The organism is Massilia brevitalea, from assembly GCF_030711405.1.
Lineage (GTDB): Bacteria > Pseudomonadota > Gammaproteobacteria > Burkholderiales > Burkholderiaceae_D > Telluria > Telluria brevitalea.
In genome coordinates, this window is the sequence record NZ_JAULSI010000005.1 from 1 (window position 1) to 14,673 (window position 14,673).

Annotated in this window: 15 protein-coding genes and 1 pseudogene; 7 read left to right on the forward strand and 9 right to left on the reverse strand. The window is 58.9% G+C overall.

Going from position 1 to position 14,673, the window contains the following annotated elements; all coding sequences use genetic code 11:
- Window positions 1–53 precede the first annotated feature (53 nt).
- Complete coding sequence (locus QWL29_RS26735) at window positions 54–332, forward strand: S-4TM family putative pore-forming effector (protein WP_370663660.1); 279 nt, start codon at window positions 54–56, stop codon at window positions 330–332.
- Window positions 333–496: 164 nt separating this feature from the next.
- Window positions 497–1,171 (forward strand): recombinase family protein, encoded by a 675-nt coding sequence (locus QWL29_RS04010; RefSeq protein WP_305821602.1) that lies wholly within the window; start codon window positions 497–499, stop codon window positions 1,169–1,171.
- Window positions 1,172–1,304: 133 nt separating this feature from the next.
- Here QWL29_RS04010 and QWL29_RS04015 read toward each other — a convergent pair whose 3' ends face one another.
- Together QWL29_RS04015 and drt2 are read right to left on the reverse strand one after the other, a co-directional pair.
- A complete protein-coding gene (locus tag QWL29_RS04015) occupies window positions 1,305–2,213 on the reverse strand; it encodes a hypothetical protein (RefSeq protein WP_305821603.1) in 909 nt (302 codons plus the stop codon).
- An 82-nt stretch (window positions 2,214–2,295) separates the two neighbouring features.
- Window positions 2,296–3,582, reverse strand: a complete 1,287-nt coding sequence (drt2, locus tag QWL29_RS04020; protein ID WP_305821604.1) for an antiviral reverse transcriptase Drt2 — start codon at window positions 3,580–3,582, stop codon at window positions 2,296–2,298.
- 424 nt (window positions 3,583–4,006) lie between these two features.
- Here drt2 and QWL29_RS04025 point away from each other — a divergent pair.
- From QWL29_RS04025 to QWL29_RS04045, 5 genes and pseudogenes are all read left to right on the forward strand, one after another.
- Window positions 4,007–4,207: pseudogene (locus tag QWL29_RS04025) on the forward strand (cyclic pyranopterin monophosphate synthase MoaC); the annotation flags it as partial.
- Between the two features lie 378 nt (window positions 4,208–4,585).
- Window positions 4,586–4,870 carry a hypothetical protein gene (locus tag QWL29_RS04030; RefSeq protein ID WP_305821605.1) on the forward strand — a complete coding sequence of 95 codons (285 nt, stop codon included), beginning with the start codon at window positions 4,586–4,588 and terminating at the stop codon, window positions 4,868–4,870.
- A complete protein-coding gene (locus QWL29_RS04035; protein WP_305821606.1) occupies window positions 4,867–5,427 on the forward strand; it encodes a hypothetical protein in 561 nt (186 codons plus the stop codon). The genes QWL29_RS04030 and QWL29_RS04035 overlap by 4 nt, the downstream gene beginning before the upstream one ends.
- A 132-nt stretch (window positions 5,428–5,559) precedes the next feature.
- On the forward strand, window positions 5,560–7,614 hold the full coding sequence (locus tag QWL29_RS04040; protein ID WP_305821607.1) for a S9 family peptidase: 2,055 nt from the start codon (window positions 5,560–5,562) through the stop codon (window positions 7,612–7,614).
- A gap of 142 nt (window positions 7,615–7,756) precedes the next feature.
- Window positions 7,757–8,461: a flagellar brake protein gene (locus tag QWL29_RS04045; RefSeq protein ID WP_305821608.1), complete on the forward strand. Its 705-nt coding sequence runs from the start codon at window positions 7,757–7,759 to the stop codon at window positions 8,459–8,461.
- Between the two features lie 111 nt (window positions 8,462–8,572).
- Here QWL29_RS04045 and QWL29_RS04050 read toward each other — a convergent pair whose 3' ends face one another.
- The 7 genes from QWL29_RS04050 to recA form a co-directional block, all read right to left on the reverse strand.
- A complete protein-coding gene (locus QWL29_RS04050) occupies window positions 8,573–9,088 on the reverse strand; it encodes a pilin (protein ID WP_305821609.1) in 516 nt (171 codons plus the stop codon).
- A gap of 300 nt (window positions 9,089–9,388) precedes the next feature.
- Window positions 9,389–10,270: a succinate--CoA ligase subunit alpha gene (gene sucD, locus QWL29_RS04055; protein ID WP_193688192.1), complete on the reverse strand. Its 882-nt coding sequence runs from the start codon at window positions 10,268–10,270 to the stop codon at window positions 9,389–9,391.
- A 17-nt stretch (window positions 10,271–10,287) separates the two neighbouring features.
- Window positions 10,288–11,457 carry an ADP-forming succinate--CoA ligase subunit beta gene (sucC, locus tag QWL29_RS04060; protein ID WP_305821610.1) on the reverse strand — a complete coding sequence of 390 codons (1,170 nt, stop codon included), beginning with the start codon at window positions 11,455–11,457 and terminating at the stop codon, window positions 10,288–10,290.
- A gap of 86 nt (window positions 11,458–11,543) precedes the next feature.
- Window positions 11,544–12,107: a DUF2889 domain-containing protein gene (locus QWL29_RS04065; protein ID WP_305821611.1), complete on the reverse strand. Its 564-nt coding sequence runs from the start codon at window positions 12,105–12,107 to the stop codon at window positions 11,544–11,546.
- Between the two features lie 255 nt (window positions 12,108–12,362).
- Window positions 12,363–12,725, reverse strand: a complete 363-nt coding sequence (locus QWL29_RS04070; protein ID WP_305821612.1) for a hypothetical protein — start codon at window positions 12,723–12,725, stop codon at window positions 12,363–12,365.
- A 302-nt stretch (window positions 12,726–13,027) separates the two neighbouring features.
- Window positions 13,028–13,489 (reverse strand): recombination regulator RecX, encoded by a 462-nt coding sequence (gene recX / locus QWL29_RS04075; protein WP_305821613.1) that lies wholly within the window; start codon window positions 13,487–13,489, stop codon window positions 13,028–13,030.
- Window positions 13,490–13,531: 42 nt separating this feature from the next.
- Complete coding sequence (gene recA, locus QWL29_RS04080) at window positions 13,532–14,617, reverse strand: recombinase RecA (RefSeq protein ID WP_305821614.1); 1,086 nt, start codon at window positions 14,615–14,617, stop codon at window positions 13,532–13,534.
- Window positions 14,618–14,673 lie beyond the last annotated feature (56 nt).

Here is a 14,673-nt window from a genome sequence, read left to right on the forward strand (position 1 = left end):
GATCCATTAACCCCGGTGTTGCAATTGGTTCTTGAGACCGCCCTCCTAAGCTGGTGCTTGATAATCGTGACGCGATTTCGCGCCTAGAGTCGATGAAGGCGGCAGTTGAGGAATCGTGGAACCAGGCCTTACGTCCCGGATACGATGCAAACGCTTTGCTGTTGCGCTCGCAGGCGATTCAAGAAGGCATCTACCATAATCGTAGCCAGAACCCTTTGATCTTCGATTGGATTGCAAATCGACTCAGGCCAAAAAACGAAGCCTTACAAAGTAAATCGACAAAGCAGTACGTTGCCGATTTTAAAGCTGCACATCCCCATCTGTACCCGTGATACTGGTCAGGCTCTCGACTTGGAGCAGAGATAGCCGCCGTTCGTAGGTTAACGGGTTGTCCAGTCGAGAAAGTTACACCCGGCGCTTTCGAAATTAGCCTTGTTGCGATCTCTATACGTCCGTATAATGATTGCAACGCAGTCCGATACCGAAGGAAAATGCCATGACCTCCACCACAAAGCCAGCAATCGCCCTTGTACGTGTCTCGACTTCGGAGCAAGGCAAGTCGGGGTTGGGCTTGGCCGCACAGGAAGCAGCAATCCGGGCGTTTGCTGCTGCCGAAGGCTTCGAACTGGTAGAAGTAGTGTCGGAAGTAGCAAGCGGCAAACTGGGCATTGAAGATCGTACCGGCCTCCGCTCCGCTCTTGCCAAGGCTAAGAAGCTTCGCTGCCCTGTTATCGTCGCCAAGCTGGATCGCCTGTCACGCGACGTTGCCTTTATCTCCGGGCTCATGGCAAAGGGCGTGCCGTTCATCGTCTCCGAACTGGGAGCCGACGTTGACCCATTCGTGTTGCACCTGTACGCGGCACTGGGCGAAAAAGAACGCAAGATGATTGGTGCACGTACCAAAGCCGCTTTGGCTGCAAAGAAGGCACAAGGCGTCGTGCTGGGCAACCGTACCAACCTCGCAGACGCCCAAGCCAAAGGCCACGCCGCTAACGCCGCCCGTGCTGCTGAGTTCACCGCTAGGGTTCTGCCGACCATCCTGCAATTGCGCTCGCAGGGCATGACTCTTGACCAAGTAGCCGAAGAACTTACCGCCCGGAACATCGCCACCCTGAACGGGGCTTCGTGGCACAAGTCCACTATTTCGCGCCTACTCAAAACGTTCGGCTAAGCCTTCCACAGCCTCGCCTCGCGGCGAACGGCTGAGCTGTGCGGGAGAGTGCCATAGATATTTTGGGCAGCCGTACGGCCTTTCAGCACTTCTGTCCTGTCCTACTAAGAAAGCCATTCGAGCTCGCGGCTCTTTACCTCGGCAAAAGCCGCTCATACTGCGCTGGAAGCAATGCGTACTCTCCCCACTTAGGGCGATTAATACAGAGTCCGATGCCGCTTTCTGTCACCACTCCCCAGATAAGGATAAACCGCCGAACCACATTTTCATCGATGCCTTTTTCGCTCTGCTCAGCAATTGTTGCCTTCATGCAAAAATCGTGCACATTTGCATGGCACGCAAAATAGGTCATCCGTAAATTTTGGTCAGACTTTCCCATCTTTTCAGTGCGCACGATTTCTGCGAAGTACAGTCGAGGAGTCTCATCCGGTTGAACTACCGTTCTGATGTCAGTTAGCTCGGCTGACAGCATTAATGCATTAGCACGGCCCGGAAAGACATAGTATTTAAATAAATTTCTATCGAAGCGTCGGCATATGCTCGCAACTGATGAAATTTTAGTAGGGAGAGCAAAACTTTCGCCTTTATATCTTGAGACTGGGTAGGCCGACACGGGGCCATCAACATCTTCGTGAAAAGCTATACCTCCCGCCGCCCCCAAATTCCCCTCTGCCTCAGGCGCAGCCGATCGAAACTCATGAACGACAGTAAGCTTACCGTTCTCGATTGCCTGTTGAGCTAGTTCCTCAGTTGCGAATTTTAGCGCCTCAGCTTTAGGGGATCGCAGCCCGCATTCTATGTGGGCGAATGAGGCATAATGATTATAACGAGCAACTCTTCTATTAGCGAAATGGGCTCCCTCAGCAGGAGATCGAAAAAGCGGTGTGAAACAACCCGGACAGAAAATGCTGCCCTTCATTTCGAGTGCGTAATCCTCTGGCGGAATTGCTTCACCGTTTTCCGTTAGGGTAGCGACATCCCGCGCTTCGAAGTCCCAACCGTTCAACCACCATGCATATGAAATTCGGTTCTGCTGCGCCACAATTTTTCCACTAAGTTCTATCTATGCCAACGCGCATCATGGGAGCTATGCGTTGTTTAAGATGCCATCAACATTTATTAAACTACGACGCATTAATCTCATCTTGTAGCCTTCCCCATAATACGCGAAGTTGCCTACGGATTGCTTCGGATTTCATGGTCTGGGCTGCACTATATCCGTAAGTTAAGAAATTTCTTCTTCCAATGTGGCTATAGCGTTTATAAAGCGTCTTTTTGAAGAGCGTTGTAGTTGCATCACCTCGCGCGTGCCTAGCTTCATTGCGCTTTTCCATTGTCGCTTTTGCCACACGCACTCCACGTCGCATTTTTTGCAGATAGCGAGCCAATGAAGCAGACCGCAGAAAAACCTTTTTCCCATCGAAGAGAAAGCCAAGGTATTGGAGAGCTTTTGATCCCAGTATTTCACCACTTGCTGAACAGGAAAAGCGTACCCGGTCTGTCTTGTCGGGATTAACATTTAGCTTAAGCTTAGAGATTTCAGACAACACAAAATTCTCCTCAGCTTCGCCAGCTTCTGGCGGAAGTATTACCAAAATATCATCGCAATAGCGAAAGTAGTGGCCTCCCCGCGACTTGACAAACTCATTAAGAGCAATGTCAAACTCCAGCATGTAAATGTTGGATAAGAGTGCACTCAGCGGAGACCCTTGAGGAATACCTTTCTTACTCCCGTTGACGGTTACTAAGTTATTTGCTGAACGAACCACATCTCTAAACTCTTTAGCCGAACACAGCCTTTTTGGTACAGTGTTTTTATTGTTGAGAGAATAGCCAAAAAGCTTGTAAAGCGCGCTCAACTCTACTTTTGCAAAATTCGCAAGCGACTTATATACGGAATAATGGTCGACTGGAAGAGACGGAACATTCAGGACCCGCGCCCACATCTGCTTTAGGATCTGGTGGTCGAGATTATCGAAGAATCCAGAGATATCAAATGCAAGGACGTAGCAGTCTCCATGCCCCCGTATGACATCAAAAGCATTTGCGGCAAATTCTATATTATTCTTACCTAAAGCCCGAAATGCGAGCACAGCTTCGCCTAACCCATAATGCGAAATTGTCTTCTCGTACTGCTTAGCGAGCTTTAATGAGTAGTAAGAGTAGATGTGACTATCTACGTGAGAAGCGTACGCGATGGGCCGTGTTTTACCCACACGTTTTAATTTTGATGTAACCGGATCTTTTTTGAGTTTAAACGTTTGGAGGGAAAACTCAACGAACGGATAAAAACTGTGTCGAGCAACTTGATTGGGATCTTTAACAATGCGCTTTGCATCACCGTAGCTTATTGGGTGATCAAAATGCGGATATCCCCGTCGGCGATACCAACTTCGTTTGGAAGTGCCCATAGGTTATCTGATGTGTAGCAAACCGGAGGGGCTTTGATGGTGGCGATCAATTTGTCGCCCCTCCGGATTAGGCCAGCAGTCTTACTACCATTTCATCCGCTAAGCGGACACGAGCCACGTATGTTAGAAATGTATTACCATGTTACCAAGGAGGCGATGATGCTGTTCCTCGTCACGATGGCGGTGTCAGTCTGGTTTGCCAGTCAGGTGTCTGCGCGGGCTGCAGTTGACATCATGTGCGTTCCCTCTACGTCTATACGTAGAGCAACTCAACTATAGCACGGTCAGCAATAAAAAGACGACCGAAAGTTATTTTTTGATATCTTGAGCCAACGCAGTGATATCTGTACACTGGCTGCGACAGGAAGGTTTCTGTCCCAATTTTGTCCCAACATGTGGGACAAGAACAAAGTTTTCCTAATACTCCAGCAGTGTCCACTGCCGCGCGCAAGTGGAATTACATGGCAAGACCGGGGTCGAGATGGAAGCGCTGACTGCGGTGCAGGTTGGCTTGCTGACGATCTACGACATGTGCAAGGCGGCCGACCGCGGCATGGTCATGACGAATGTGCGGGTGCTGGAAAAGCACGGCGGGAAATCGGGCGATTGGACGGCGGCTGTATAGTCGTCGTTCGGCCAGCCCGACATCCCTTCATGAGCAAGGAGCCGCTTTTGCACCCGGCAGGGTGCTCAGGGGCTTGAAGCCGGCTGCGGCAGCTGTAGCCTCCTCACCGATCGGAAGCGCGAAGATTCCGATCTTGCCGTCCGGGACACCGCATACTGCCGGCACAGGCTGGCCATCTGTCCCGCACTCGGCAGAGCGGACCTGGACGTTGGCCGCTGTTAGTTGCGCTTGCAGGGCGCTGAGCGAGAGACCGCCGCCGCTGCACTGGAGCGAGCCCGTCGCTTTAAACACCTTGATTCCGGCGGCTCGGGTCTCGATGTCCGGTCCCCACTGTCACCGCCACCACACGCGGCCATCTATGCCCCTCCCGGCGATGCCGTGATCGGCGTATTCGAGAGCCAGACGCAAGGCATGACCCTGGCGCAGGCCAGCGCAAACGCGGCAACGATCCAGGCGGCCATGACGAACGCCATCCTGGCGCAGGGTCCTTCGAACGTCTCGAAACACTGCGCCGACCCGGCCACCATCAGCGTGGTCGATGTGCCGTTGTCGAACTTCAGCGCGAATGGCAGGACCTTGTTCAGGGCAATCGCGGCGGCCCGGTCGCGGCTCTTGGAAGAAAATAATGTCTATCATATGGAGATCCAGCTAGGAAACCCGTGAACAAGACCTGCTACGCACGATGGGGCCTGGGCCTGGGCCTCGCCCTTGCCGCCGCTTCCTTTTCCGCGGCGGCAAGCGGCGCCCTGCCCTGCCGCCCGGCCGGCGGCTCCCCGGCCGCGCTGGCTGCCCTGGCCGCGGACATCCGTTCCGGCGACACCTTCTATCGCTACCTGGCCGCACGCAAGGGCGCTCCCTCGGTATGCAGGGGCAAGGCCGGCGTGGCGGAAGGTGCGGCAGACCAGGCGGCGCAAAGCTGGCTGGCGTTTTCCTGGCCCGACGGGTCGCGTTTCGAAAGAACGGGCTTGCCGCCCGAAATATCCATCATGCGCTACGCGCGCGCAGGCGGCCTGCACGACGCCAAGGAGGCGGCTGCGCAACTGCGCGCCTATGCCGACAAGCGCGGGCTGCACATCGACTGGACGGCGCCCTACCACCTGCACGAGGACGGCGCACGCATCGTCGAGTACCGCGACAAGGACCCAGGCGTCAACGGCATCGCCCGCCTGACCTATGCGCGGCACACGCTGGTTGCCGTATCGCTCAGCGTGGCGCCCTGAACCGCGCAGGCGCGTACCCCCAGCCAGCCTCCATCCCGGTCAATTCTGCAACGTGTTAAATTGCTGGTTTGCCCGCGGCACAACCATGCGCGCGAAACACAACAACACCGAGACACGTTTGAAGAGGATCGAATGACATTACGCTTGCTGATGCTGGGTGCGGCCGTGGCCGCCTCCAGCGCCGTTGCCGCGCCGCGCGGCCTGACCGTGGAAGACCTGGTGACCCTGGAACGCGTCGGCGCCCCGGTGCTGTCGCCGGACGCCAGCCGCGCCGTCTACACCGTGCGCAGCACGGACATGGACAAGAACCGCGGCCATACCAAATTGTGGATGGTCGATCTGCGCGGCGCCAAGCCGGCGCCGGCGGTCTTCGTCAGCGACGCGAGCAGCAGCACCGATCCGGAATGGTCGCCGAAGGGCGACGCCGTCTACTTCCTCTCAAGCCGATCGGGCAGTTCGCAGGTATGGCGCCAGCCGGCCGCCGGTGGCGCGCCGGTGCAGGTAACGAACCTGCCGCTGGACGTCGACAACTTCCGCGTCTCGCCAAGCGGCAACCGTATCGCCCTGGGCATGGCCGTGTTCCGCGACTGCCCGGACCTGGCCTGCACGGAGACGCGCCTGAAGGAACAAGCCAAGAACAAGGCCAGCGGCAAGGTCTACGACCGCCTGTTCGTGCGCCACTGGGATACCTGGAACGATGGCCGCAATGCCGTGCTGTTCTCGGCTGCGCTCGATGGCAAGGGCGTGGCGAGCGGCGCACCGGTCAGCCTGTCGGGCTCGCTGGACGGCGACGTGCCCTCGAAACCCTTCGGCGACCGCGAGGAATACCGCTTCAGCCCGGACGGCAAGACCGTCGTGTTCTCGGCGCGCATCGCCGGCAAGAGCGAAGCCTGGTCGACCAACTTCGACCTGTACAGCGTGCCGGCCGCCGGCGGCGCCGCACCGCGCAACCTGACCGCCGAGAATCCGGCCTGGGACACCAAGGCCGTGTTCTCGCCGGACGGCCGCACCATGGCCTACCTGGCGATGGCGCGCCCCGGCTTCGAGGCCGACCGCTACCAGATCATGCTGATGGACGTGGCCACCGGCGCCAAGCGCAAGCTGGCCGCCGACTGGGACCGCTCGGCGGGCGGCCTGCAGTGGAGCGTCGATGGCAAGTCGGTGGTAGTGGATGCCGAAGACATCGGCCAGCACCGCCTGTTCCGCATCGAGCTTGCCAGCGGCAAGATCACGCCACTGACCGACAAGGGTTCGATCGGCGGTTTCGACGTACGCGGCAATACCGTCGCCTACTCGCTGGCCACCCTGGATTCGCCGGCCCAGCTGTATTCTGTGAAACTGGCTGGCGGCAAGCCGCAGCAGCTGACCACGAACAACACCGACAAGCTGGCCGACGTGCGCTTCGGCGAGTTCGAGCAGTTCTCGTTCAAGGGCGCGGGCGGCGACACGGTCCATGGCTATGTGATGAAACCGTGGAATGCCACGCCGGGCGCAAAGTACCCGGTCGCCTTCCTGGTCCACGGCGGCCCGCAGGGCAGCTTCGGCAATGCCTGGAGCTACCGCTGGAATCCGCAGATCTACGCCGGCGCCGGCTATGCCGCCGTGTTCATCGACTTCCACGGCTCAACCGGCTATGGCCAGAAGTTCACCGACGCCATCAGCGGCGACTGGGGCGGCAAGCCGCTCGAAGACCTGCAAAAGGGTCTGGCTGCCGCTGTCGAAAAATTCCCGTGGCTGGACCGCGAGCGCAGCTGCGCACTCGGCGCCTCCTACGGCGGCTACATGATGAACTGGATCGAGGGCAACTGGCCGGACGGCTTCAAGTGCATCGTCAACCACGACGGCGTGTTCGACACGCGCGGCATGGCCTATTCGACCGAGGAACAATGGTTCACCGACTGGGAAAGCGGCGGCCCCTACTTCGCCGTTCCGGAAAACCATGAGCGCTTCAACCCGGTGCACCACGTGAACAAGTGGAAGACGCCGATGCTGGTGGTCCAGGGCGACCTCGACTTCCGCATCCCGACCGCGCAGGGCCTGTCGACCTTCACGGCGCTGCAGCGCAAAGGCATCGAGAGCAAGTTCCTGATGTTCCCGGACGAGAACCACTGGGTGCTGAAGCCGGCCAACTCGGTGCTCTGGCACCACACCGTGATCGACTGGCTCGACCATTACTTGAAGCGCTGACATCGTCCCTTCGACCGCAAAGCCCGCTGACCTAGCGGGCTTTTTTTTGGCTATTGTGACAATAGACGATTTTTCATTCCTGTAAGCACTGGTATCATACCGGTCCTTGCTGGCCAGGCGGTCAGCTATCCGGATACCCATCATGCATGTCGGCCAAGCGCACGAGCTGAAACCCGAGGATATCGATTTCGAGACCATGAACCTGCAGGTCGGCACACGCCTGCAATTCATCACGCATCGCCGCATCAAGCCGGTCCAGCATTTCTCTTGCCTGATCGGTTACCTGAAGGACGAGTACATCATCCTCAAGATCCCGATGGAGAATGGCGCGCCGATCGCGCTGGCCGAAGGCGAGCGCCTGACGATCCGTGTGTTCTCGGGCATCAAGGTGTGTTCGTTCGCCTGCACCGTCGAGCGCATCTTCATGCGGCCGCTGTTCTATGTGCACGTCTCTTTTCCACGATCCGTACAGGGCACCAGCCTGCGCACGGCGATGCGGGTCAAGGTGGACTTGCCGGCGCGGATAGGTGGCGAGGGGCACGACGGGCAGCAGGACTGCACCATCGTGAATCTGTCGGTCAGCGGCGCGCTGATCGAATCGAAGAGCCGCCTGCCGCAGGACGAGGAAGCGCTCATGCTGGCGTTTGCGCTGAAGGCGCCGCCGGACAACCAGGAAGTACGCGTTGCTACCAAGACGGCGATCCGCAATGTGAACGTGGTGCAGGCGGGAGATGGCGAGGTGTACACCTACGGACTGCAATTCACCGCGCTCGATCCGGTGCATTACACGCTGTTGCAGAACATGACTTACGAGGCCTTGCTGGCGGATCGGCAGAAGATCGTCTGAAGCAGACCTCGCTTCTTCGATATTCCAGCACGACAAAGCAAAAAGACCGCCGAAGCGGTCTTTTTTGTTGCTGGGCCGTCTGGTTGACCGGCCCAGTCTGACTCACTGCGATTAGCCGCCTTCTGCGCCTTCGCCTGCACCGGCACCGGCACCGCCAGCAGCACCCTGCGAGCAGCCGGTTGGCAGGAACTTGTCGGTGTTTGCGAAACCAGTGGTTTTGCAGGTATAGACGCCTTCAGCCGAGCGGTTCAGGGCGATGGTCGGATCAGTGCCGGCAGCAGCTGCCAGACGACCTGCGTTCTTGATGGTGCAGGTGATCACATCGCTTGCAGCGCCAGCGGTAGGTGCAACAACGGCGATGGTGCAATTACCGGTTTGTTCTTGCAGGCCCGAAGCCGTGGTGAAATCTTCGTCGCTGGTAATTTTACCTTCAACAACAGCCATTTCGTAGCCAGTCTTGCCGCCCGAAATATCGGCGTAGGCAGCGGAAGCTTTCGACTTGGCGATGTAGTCCTGGTATGCAGGGATAGCGACAGCAGCCAGGATGCCGATGATGGCAACAACGATCATCAGTTCGATCAGGGTGAAGCCGGCTTGTGCTTTCTTGACGATTTTGATTTGTTTCATGGTGAATCTCCAGAGGGGTAAGTGAATTCGGTTGGTGATGCTTTGCTTGGTGCCACGTTCTACCTATTGCAAGCGCCGTGCCAGGCCATTTCCCCACAAAATCATTAGTTTCTCTGAAACAAAACTGACAAATTACGGCAGAGCCCGCTTCTGGCATGACAAATTTTGTCAGTCGATGCGCAATTTCTGTCAGGCAATGATCGAACGCGCAAAATTTGTCGCCTCCATGCCAGCCCAACTGTTGTCCAAATAAAAAAGGGAGCCCGCAGGCTCCCTTATCGTGACAAGAACTGTCCGGTATTACAGCATGGCTTTCAGCAGACGTGCCATTTCCGATGGGTTCTTGGTGGCTTTGATGCCGCACTCTTCCATGATGTCCAGCTTGGCTTGCGCGGTATCGGCGCCGCCCGAGATCAGCGCGCCGGCGTGGCCCATGCGCTTGCCCGGAGGAGCGGTGACACCGGCGATGAAGCCGACGACTGGTTTCTTCATGTTGTCCTTGACCCAATGCGCGGCATTGGCTTCGTCCGGACCGCCGATTTCGCCGATCATGATGACCGCGTCGGTATCAGGATCGTCGTTGAACATCTTCATGATGTCGATGTGCTTCAGGCCGTTGATCGGGTCGCCGCCGATGCCGACTGCCGACGATTGGCCCAGGCCCAGTGCGGTCAGCTGGCCGACTGCTTCATAGGTCAGGGTGCCCGAACGCGAGACGACGCCGATGCGGCCCTTGCGGTGGATGTGACCTGGCATGATGCCGATCTTGATTTCGTCCGGGGTGATCAGGCCTGGGCAGTTCGGGCCCAGCAGCAGGGTCTTCGAGCCGGCCTTGGCCATGCGGTCCTTCAGGGCCATCATGTCGCGCACTGGAATGCCTTCGGTGATGCAGATGGCCAGGTCGAGGTCGGCTTCGACGGCTTCCCAGATGGCAGCTGCGGCGCCTGCCGGCGGCACGTAGATGACCGACACGGTGGCGCCGGTGGCGGCTTTCGCTTCCGACACGTTGGCGAAAATCGGAATGCCTTCGAAATCTTCGCCGGCTTTCTTTGGGTTCACGCCAGCAACGAAGGCAGCCTTGCCGTTCGCGTAGTCGCGGCACATGCGGGTATGGAACTGACCGGTCTTGCCGGTGATACCCTGGGTGATGACTTTAGTATCTTTGTTGATCAGGATCGACATTTGTTTATTCCTTCGAATTAGGCGTTACCAGCTGCAGCGGCGACCACGGCCTTGGCTGCATCTTCCATCGTATCGGCAGCGATGATCGGCAGACCGGAGTCGGCCAGCATCTTCTTGCCCAGGTCTTCGTTGGTGCCCTTCATGCGCACGACCAGCGGTACTTGCAGCGAGACGGCCTTCGATGCGGTGATCACGCCTTCGGCGATGACGTCGCAACGCATGATGCCGCCGAAGATGTTCACCAGGATGGCTTTGAGGCCTGGGTTCTTCAGCATGATCTTGAATGCTTCGGTAACTTTCTCAGCCGTCGCACCGCCGCCCACGTCCAGGAAGTTGGCCGGCTCGCCGCCGAACAGCTTGATGGTGTCCATGGTGGCCATGGCCAGGCCGGCGCCGTTCACCAGGCAGCCGATGTTGCCGTCGAGCGAGATGTAGGCCAGGTCGAACTTCGATGCTTCGACTTCGGCTGGATCTTCTTCGTCGATGTCGCGGTAGGCCAGGATCTCCGGCTGGCGGAACAGGGCGTTGGCGTCGAAGTTGAATTTCGCGTCCAGGGCGATGACTTTGCCGTTGCCGGTCAGGATCAGCGGGTTGATTTCGGCCAGCGACGAATCGGTTTCCCAGTAAGCCTGGTACAGGCCTTTCAGGTTCTGGCGGGCTTCGGCCAGCGACTCGGCAGGAATGCCGATCTTGGTCGAGATGTCGTCCGCTTCGGCGTCGGTCAGGCCGACCGATGGGTCGATCGCGATCGAGTGGATTTTTTCAGGGTTGCTGTGCGCAACTTCCTCGATGTCCATGCCGCCTTCCGACGAGGCCATCAGCACGACCTTCTGGGTGACGCGGTCGGTGACCATCGACACGTACAGTTCTTTCTTGATGTCGGCGCCTTCTTCGATCAGCAGGCGGCGCACTTTCTGGCCTTCAGGGCCGGTCTGGTGCGTGATGAGCTGCATGCCCATGATCTGCTCTGCGTATTCCTTGACTTGTTCCAGCGACTTGGCAACCTTCACGCCGCCGCCTTTACCACGGCCGCCAGCATGGATCTGGGCCTTGACGACCCAGACCGGGCCGCCCAGCTCTTCAGCGGCCTTGACGGCTTCTTCCACCGACATGCACGGAATGCCGCGCGGTACCGTCACCCCGAACTTCCGGAGGATTTCTTTGCCCTGATACTCATGGATTTTCATGCTGGCTTCCCTTCTTCTCTGTTACTGATTTGATAGTTAATTAGAAACTTCGTGGAAAACTTCGTGGAAAACTTCAACCTCGGAGTCTAACCCGGTACGGCCTTGATCGCCCAGCGAGGGTAATACTGTGCCACAGCGGGGCCGTCGGCGCGCAGCGCGTGGCAACGGTCGATTTCGTACGGACGTTCAGTGCTGTCGTCGCCGGCGGCATTGCGCGTCTCGAACGCATCATCGGCGAAGGCCTGGATTGCCGCTGTGGGCAAAACCTGCGCCAGTTCAGTCAGGTGGGTGCAGCCGAGCACGCCGGAGAGGCGGTCTTTCAGGTGCAGCCGGAAATGCTTGGCCAGCGACATGCCGATCAGCTTTTTATAAGCAGGACCGATGGTGTCGCAATAGCCCGGGTAGGGTACCGAGTCGGACGCGGCTTCGGCGTCGACGATCTCGAGGTCGCGGTTGATGGTGATGCGCAGGCTGAGGTCGTGCACGGCGCTGCCGGCGGGACGCGTGCCGGAGGCGAGCACGATGTCTTGCGCCTTGATGTCGCGGATGCGCGCGTCAAGATCCCACAAGCCATCGTCGCGCGCGTACGCCTCGACGGTAATGGCGCGCGTGTGCCGGAGCTGGCGCGAAGCGGGAGAAGACAAGGGCATAGAAAAAACAATGCCGACAGGGCGGCGGTAAATGTATGCAGCCGGTGTGCTTGATTCGCACGTCACCGCAGCTTCTGCGGCAACAACCGCTCATGCGGCGCTGCTTAAACCGTGAAAGTTTAGCACAGGCGGTGTGCGGCTGCACTTTTAGATGCCTGATTGGCCATACGGATGGGCGGGCTATCCAGGAAGCGTGGCAAGCCTGCCAATCTTGCCTGGGTCTGGGGGTGGATGCGTGGCGCGGCCCTGCCGGGTTCAGGAAAAATCGTTGCGGAAGAAGCAATTCTGGCCGTCGCGGTCGAGGCAGATCTGGGAATCGCTGTCGATGGTAGCGGCCCAGACGGCATTCCCGGCCTCGGGCTCGGTGCCGTGCCAGACGACGCCGGAGAACGACACCGACAGGGCCGGGCCGACCTCTTCGCGCCAGGAGCCGCGGATTTCGTCGGTGTTGCGGCCGGGGCCGCTGGTCTGCAGGACGTAGTCGCCGCCGGGGCGCACGTCGAGGACGACCGACATCTCGGCGGTGCTGAGGACGTAGACGCCGGTGGGGGTGACGGGTGGCTGGGCACAGCCAGCAAGGGTGGCGGTGAGTCCGAGTGCGAGCAGCAGCGCTTTCATGCTTGTCCCTTCTTGTTCGCGTGCTTGCGGCTGGCGCCGCGGTTCTGGTGCGGTCAAACGCCGCAGGCGCAACCGCACAAGGCAGCTGCGTGCAGGCATCAGCGCGCAGCACCATCCGTCGTTGAGGAATATGCCAGGCATATCAACGAATGGCGCTCCGCGCTGGCGCCTGCGGAGCGCCTGACAAAAACTCCATGGCGGCCTTGCGTCGTCTTGCCGTACAGGCGTACTGTCTTCGACGACGCGCCTTGCCCTGGAGCTTTTGTCAGGCGCTCCTTTGTTAATACTAGAAATAAGGCGGACTAGAACTCGTCTTCGTCTTCCGGCGCACCCTTGAGTGCTTCGCGCACGGCGCTGCTGGAGAAACCGCGCGCCATCAGAAAGCGCATTTGCTTGCTGCGCGCGGCCGCGTCTTGCGCCACGGTGCCGAACTTGCGGCGCCAGACTTCGACGGCGCGCGCCTTTTCGCTCGAGGCCAGCCCGGACTTGAGCTCGGCCAGGGCTTCGCCGTTCACGCCGTGGCTTTGCAGCTCGGCCACCACCCGGCTATTGCCGTAGCGGGAGGCTTTTCGGTGAATCAGGGACTCGGCGAAACGCTCCTGCGACAGCCAGTTGTTCTTTTCGAGGAAATCGAGGAGGGCTTCGACATCGTCGCCCTCCTCGGCATGGCGCGCCAGCTTGCGCCCCAGCTCGAGCCGGCTGTGCTCCCTCATGGAGAGGAAGCGCAGGGCCCGGGCTTTCAGGCTCAGCGGTGGCGCGCGCATGGCACCAACGGTTGCAGACTACCCATCCAGCTTGTTCCGGAATTATTCCGAAACGGCTTTCTGCTTTGCCTTGTCGTCGTCGCCGGCAGGGGCGGCGGCAACCGGCGGCAGTTCGCGCACGCCCAGGGCGGCACGGACCTTGTTTTCGACTTCGCGGGCCAGTGCCGGACGGTCTTTCAGGTACTGGCGCGCGTTATCCTTACCCTGGCCAATGCGTTCGCCGCCGTAGCTGTACCAGGAACCCGACTTCTCGACGATCTTGTTGTCGGCGCCCAGATCGAGGATTTCGCCTTCGCGCGAGGTGCCTTCTCCGTAGAGGATGTCGAAGTGGGCTTCCTTGAACGGTGGCGCGATCTTGTTCTTGACGACCTTGACCTTGGTTTCGTTACCGATCACCTCGTCGCCCGACTTGATCGAACCGGTACGGCGGATGTCCAGGCGCACCGAGGCGTAGAACTTCAGCGCGTTACCGCCGGTCGTGGTTTCCGGGCTGCCGAACATGACGCCGATCTTCATACGGATCTGGTTGATGAAGATGACCAGGGTATTCGTACGGTTGATCGAGCCGGTGAGCTTACGCAGCGCCTGCGACATCAGGCGGGCTTGCAGGCCCGGCAGCGAGTCGCCCATGTCGCCTTCGATCTCGGCGCGCGGGGTCAGTGCCGCCACCGAGTCGATGACCACCAGGTCGACCGAACCCGAACGCACCAGGGCGTCGGTGATTTCCAGTGCCTGCTCGCCGGTGTCGGGCTGCGAGATCAGCAGCTCGTCGAGCTTGATGCCCAGCTTTTGCGCATAGGTGACGTCGAGCGCGTGCTCGGCGTCGATGAAGGCGCAGGTGCCGCCAAGCTTTTGCATCTGGGCGATGGTTTGCAGGGTCAGCGTGGTTTTACCCGACGATTCCGGACCGTAGATTTCCACGATACGGCCGCGCGGCAGGCCGCCGACGCCGAGGGCGATGTCCAGGCCCAGCGAGCCGGTGGACACGGTTTGCACTTCCTCGACCGGGGTATTGGCGTCCATGCGCATGACCGAACCCTTGCCGAACTGCTTTTCGATTTGCGCGAGGGCGGCAGCCAGCGCCTTGCCTTTTTCGGAGGCATTCAATGCGGATTTTTTGTCGTCCATAATTTTCTTTCAGTCTTGGAGGTAACCAAGGTGTGGGCGCCGTCGCGCGTTTCAAT

Excerpts from the sequence above, each read along its gene's own strand:
- QWL29_RS04010 (WP_305821602.1), top strand. The coding sequence starts at position 497 with ATGACCTCCACCACAAAGCCAGCAATCGCCCTTGTACGTGTCTCGACT.
- drt2 (WP_305821604.1), bottom strand. The coding sequence starts at position 3,582 with ATGGGCACTTCCAAACGAAGTTGGTATCGCCGACGGGGATATCCGCAT.
- QWL29_RS04040 (WP_305821607.1), top strand. The coding sequence starts at position 5,560 with ATGACATTACGCTTGCTGATGCTGGGTGCGGCCGTGGCCGCCTCCAGC.
- QWL29_RS04045 (WP_305821608.1), top strand. The coding sequence starts at position 7,757 with ATGCATGTCGGCCAAGCGCACGAGCTGAAACCCGAGGATATCGATTTC.
- QWL29_RS04050 (WP_305821609.1), bottom strand. The coding sequence starts at position 9,088 with ATGAAACAAATCAAAATCGTCAAGAAAGCACAAGCCGGCTTCACCCTG.
- sucD (WP_193688192.1), bottom strand. The coding sequence starts at position 10,270 with ATGTCGATCCTGATCAACAAAGATACTAAAGTCATCACCCAGGGTATC.
- sucC (WP_305821610.1), bottom strand. The coding sequence starts at position 11,457 with ATGAAAATCCATGAGTATCAGGGCAAAGAAATCCTCCGGAAGTTCGGG.
- QWL29_RS04065 (WP_305821611.1), bottom strand. The coding sequence starts at position 12,107 with ATGCCCTTGTCTTCTCCCGCTTCGCGCCAGCTCCGGCACACGCGCGCC.
- QWL29_RS04070 (WP_305821612.1), bottom strand. The coding sequence starts at position 12,725 with ATGAAAGCGCTGCTGCTCGCACTCGGACTCACCGCCACCCTTGCTGGC.
- recX (WP_305821613.1), bottom strand. The coding sequence starts at position 13,489 with ATGCGCGCGCCACCGCTGAGCCTGAAAGCCCGGGCCCTGCGCTTCCTC.
- recA (WP_305821614.1), bottom strand. The coding sequence starts at position 14,617 with ATGGACGACAAAAAATCCGCATTGAATGCCTCCGAAAAAGGCAAGGCG.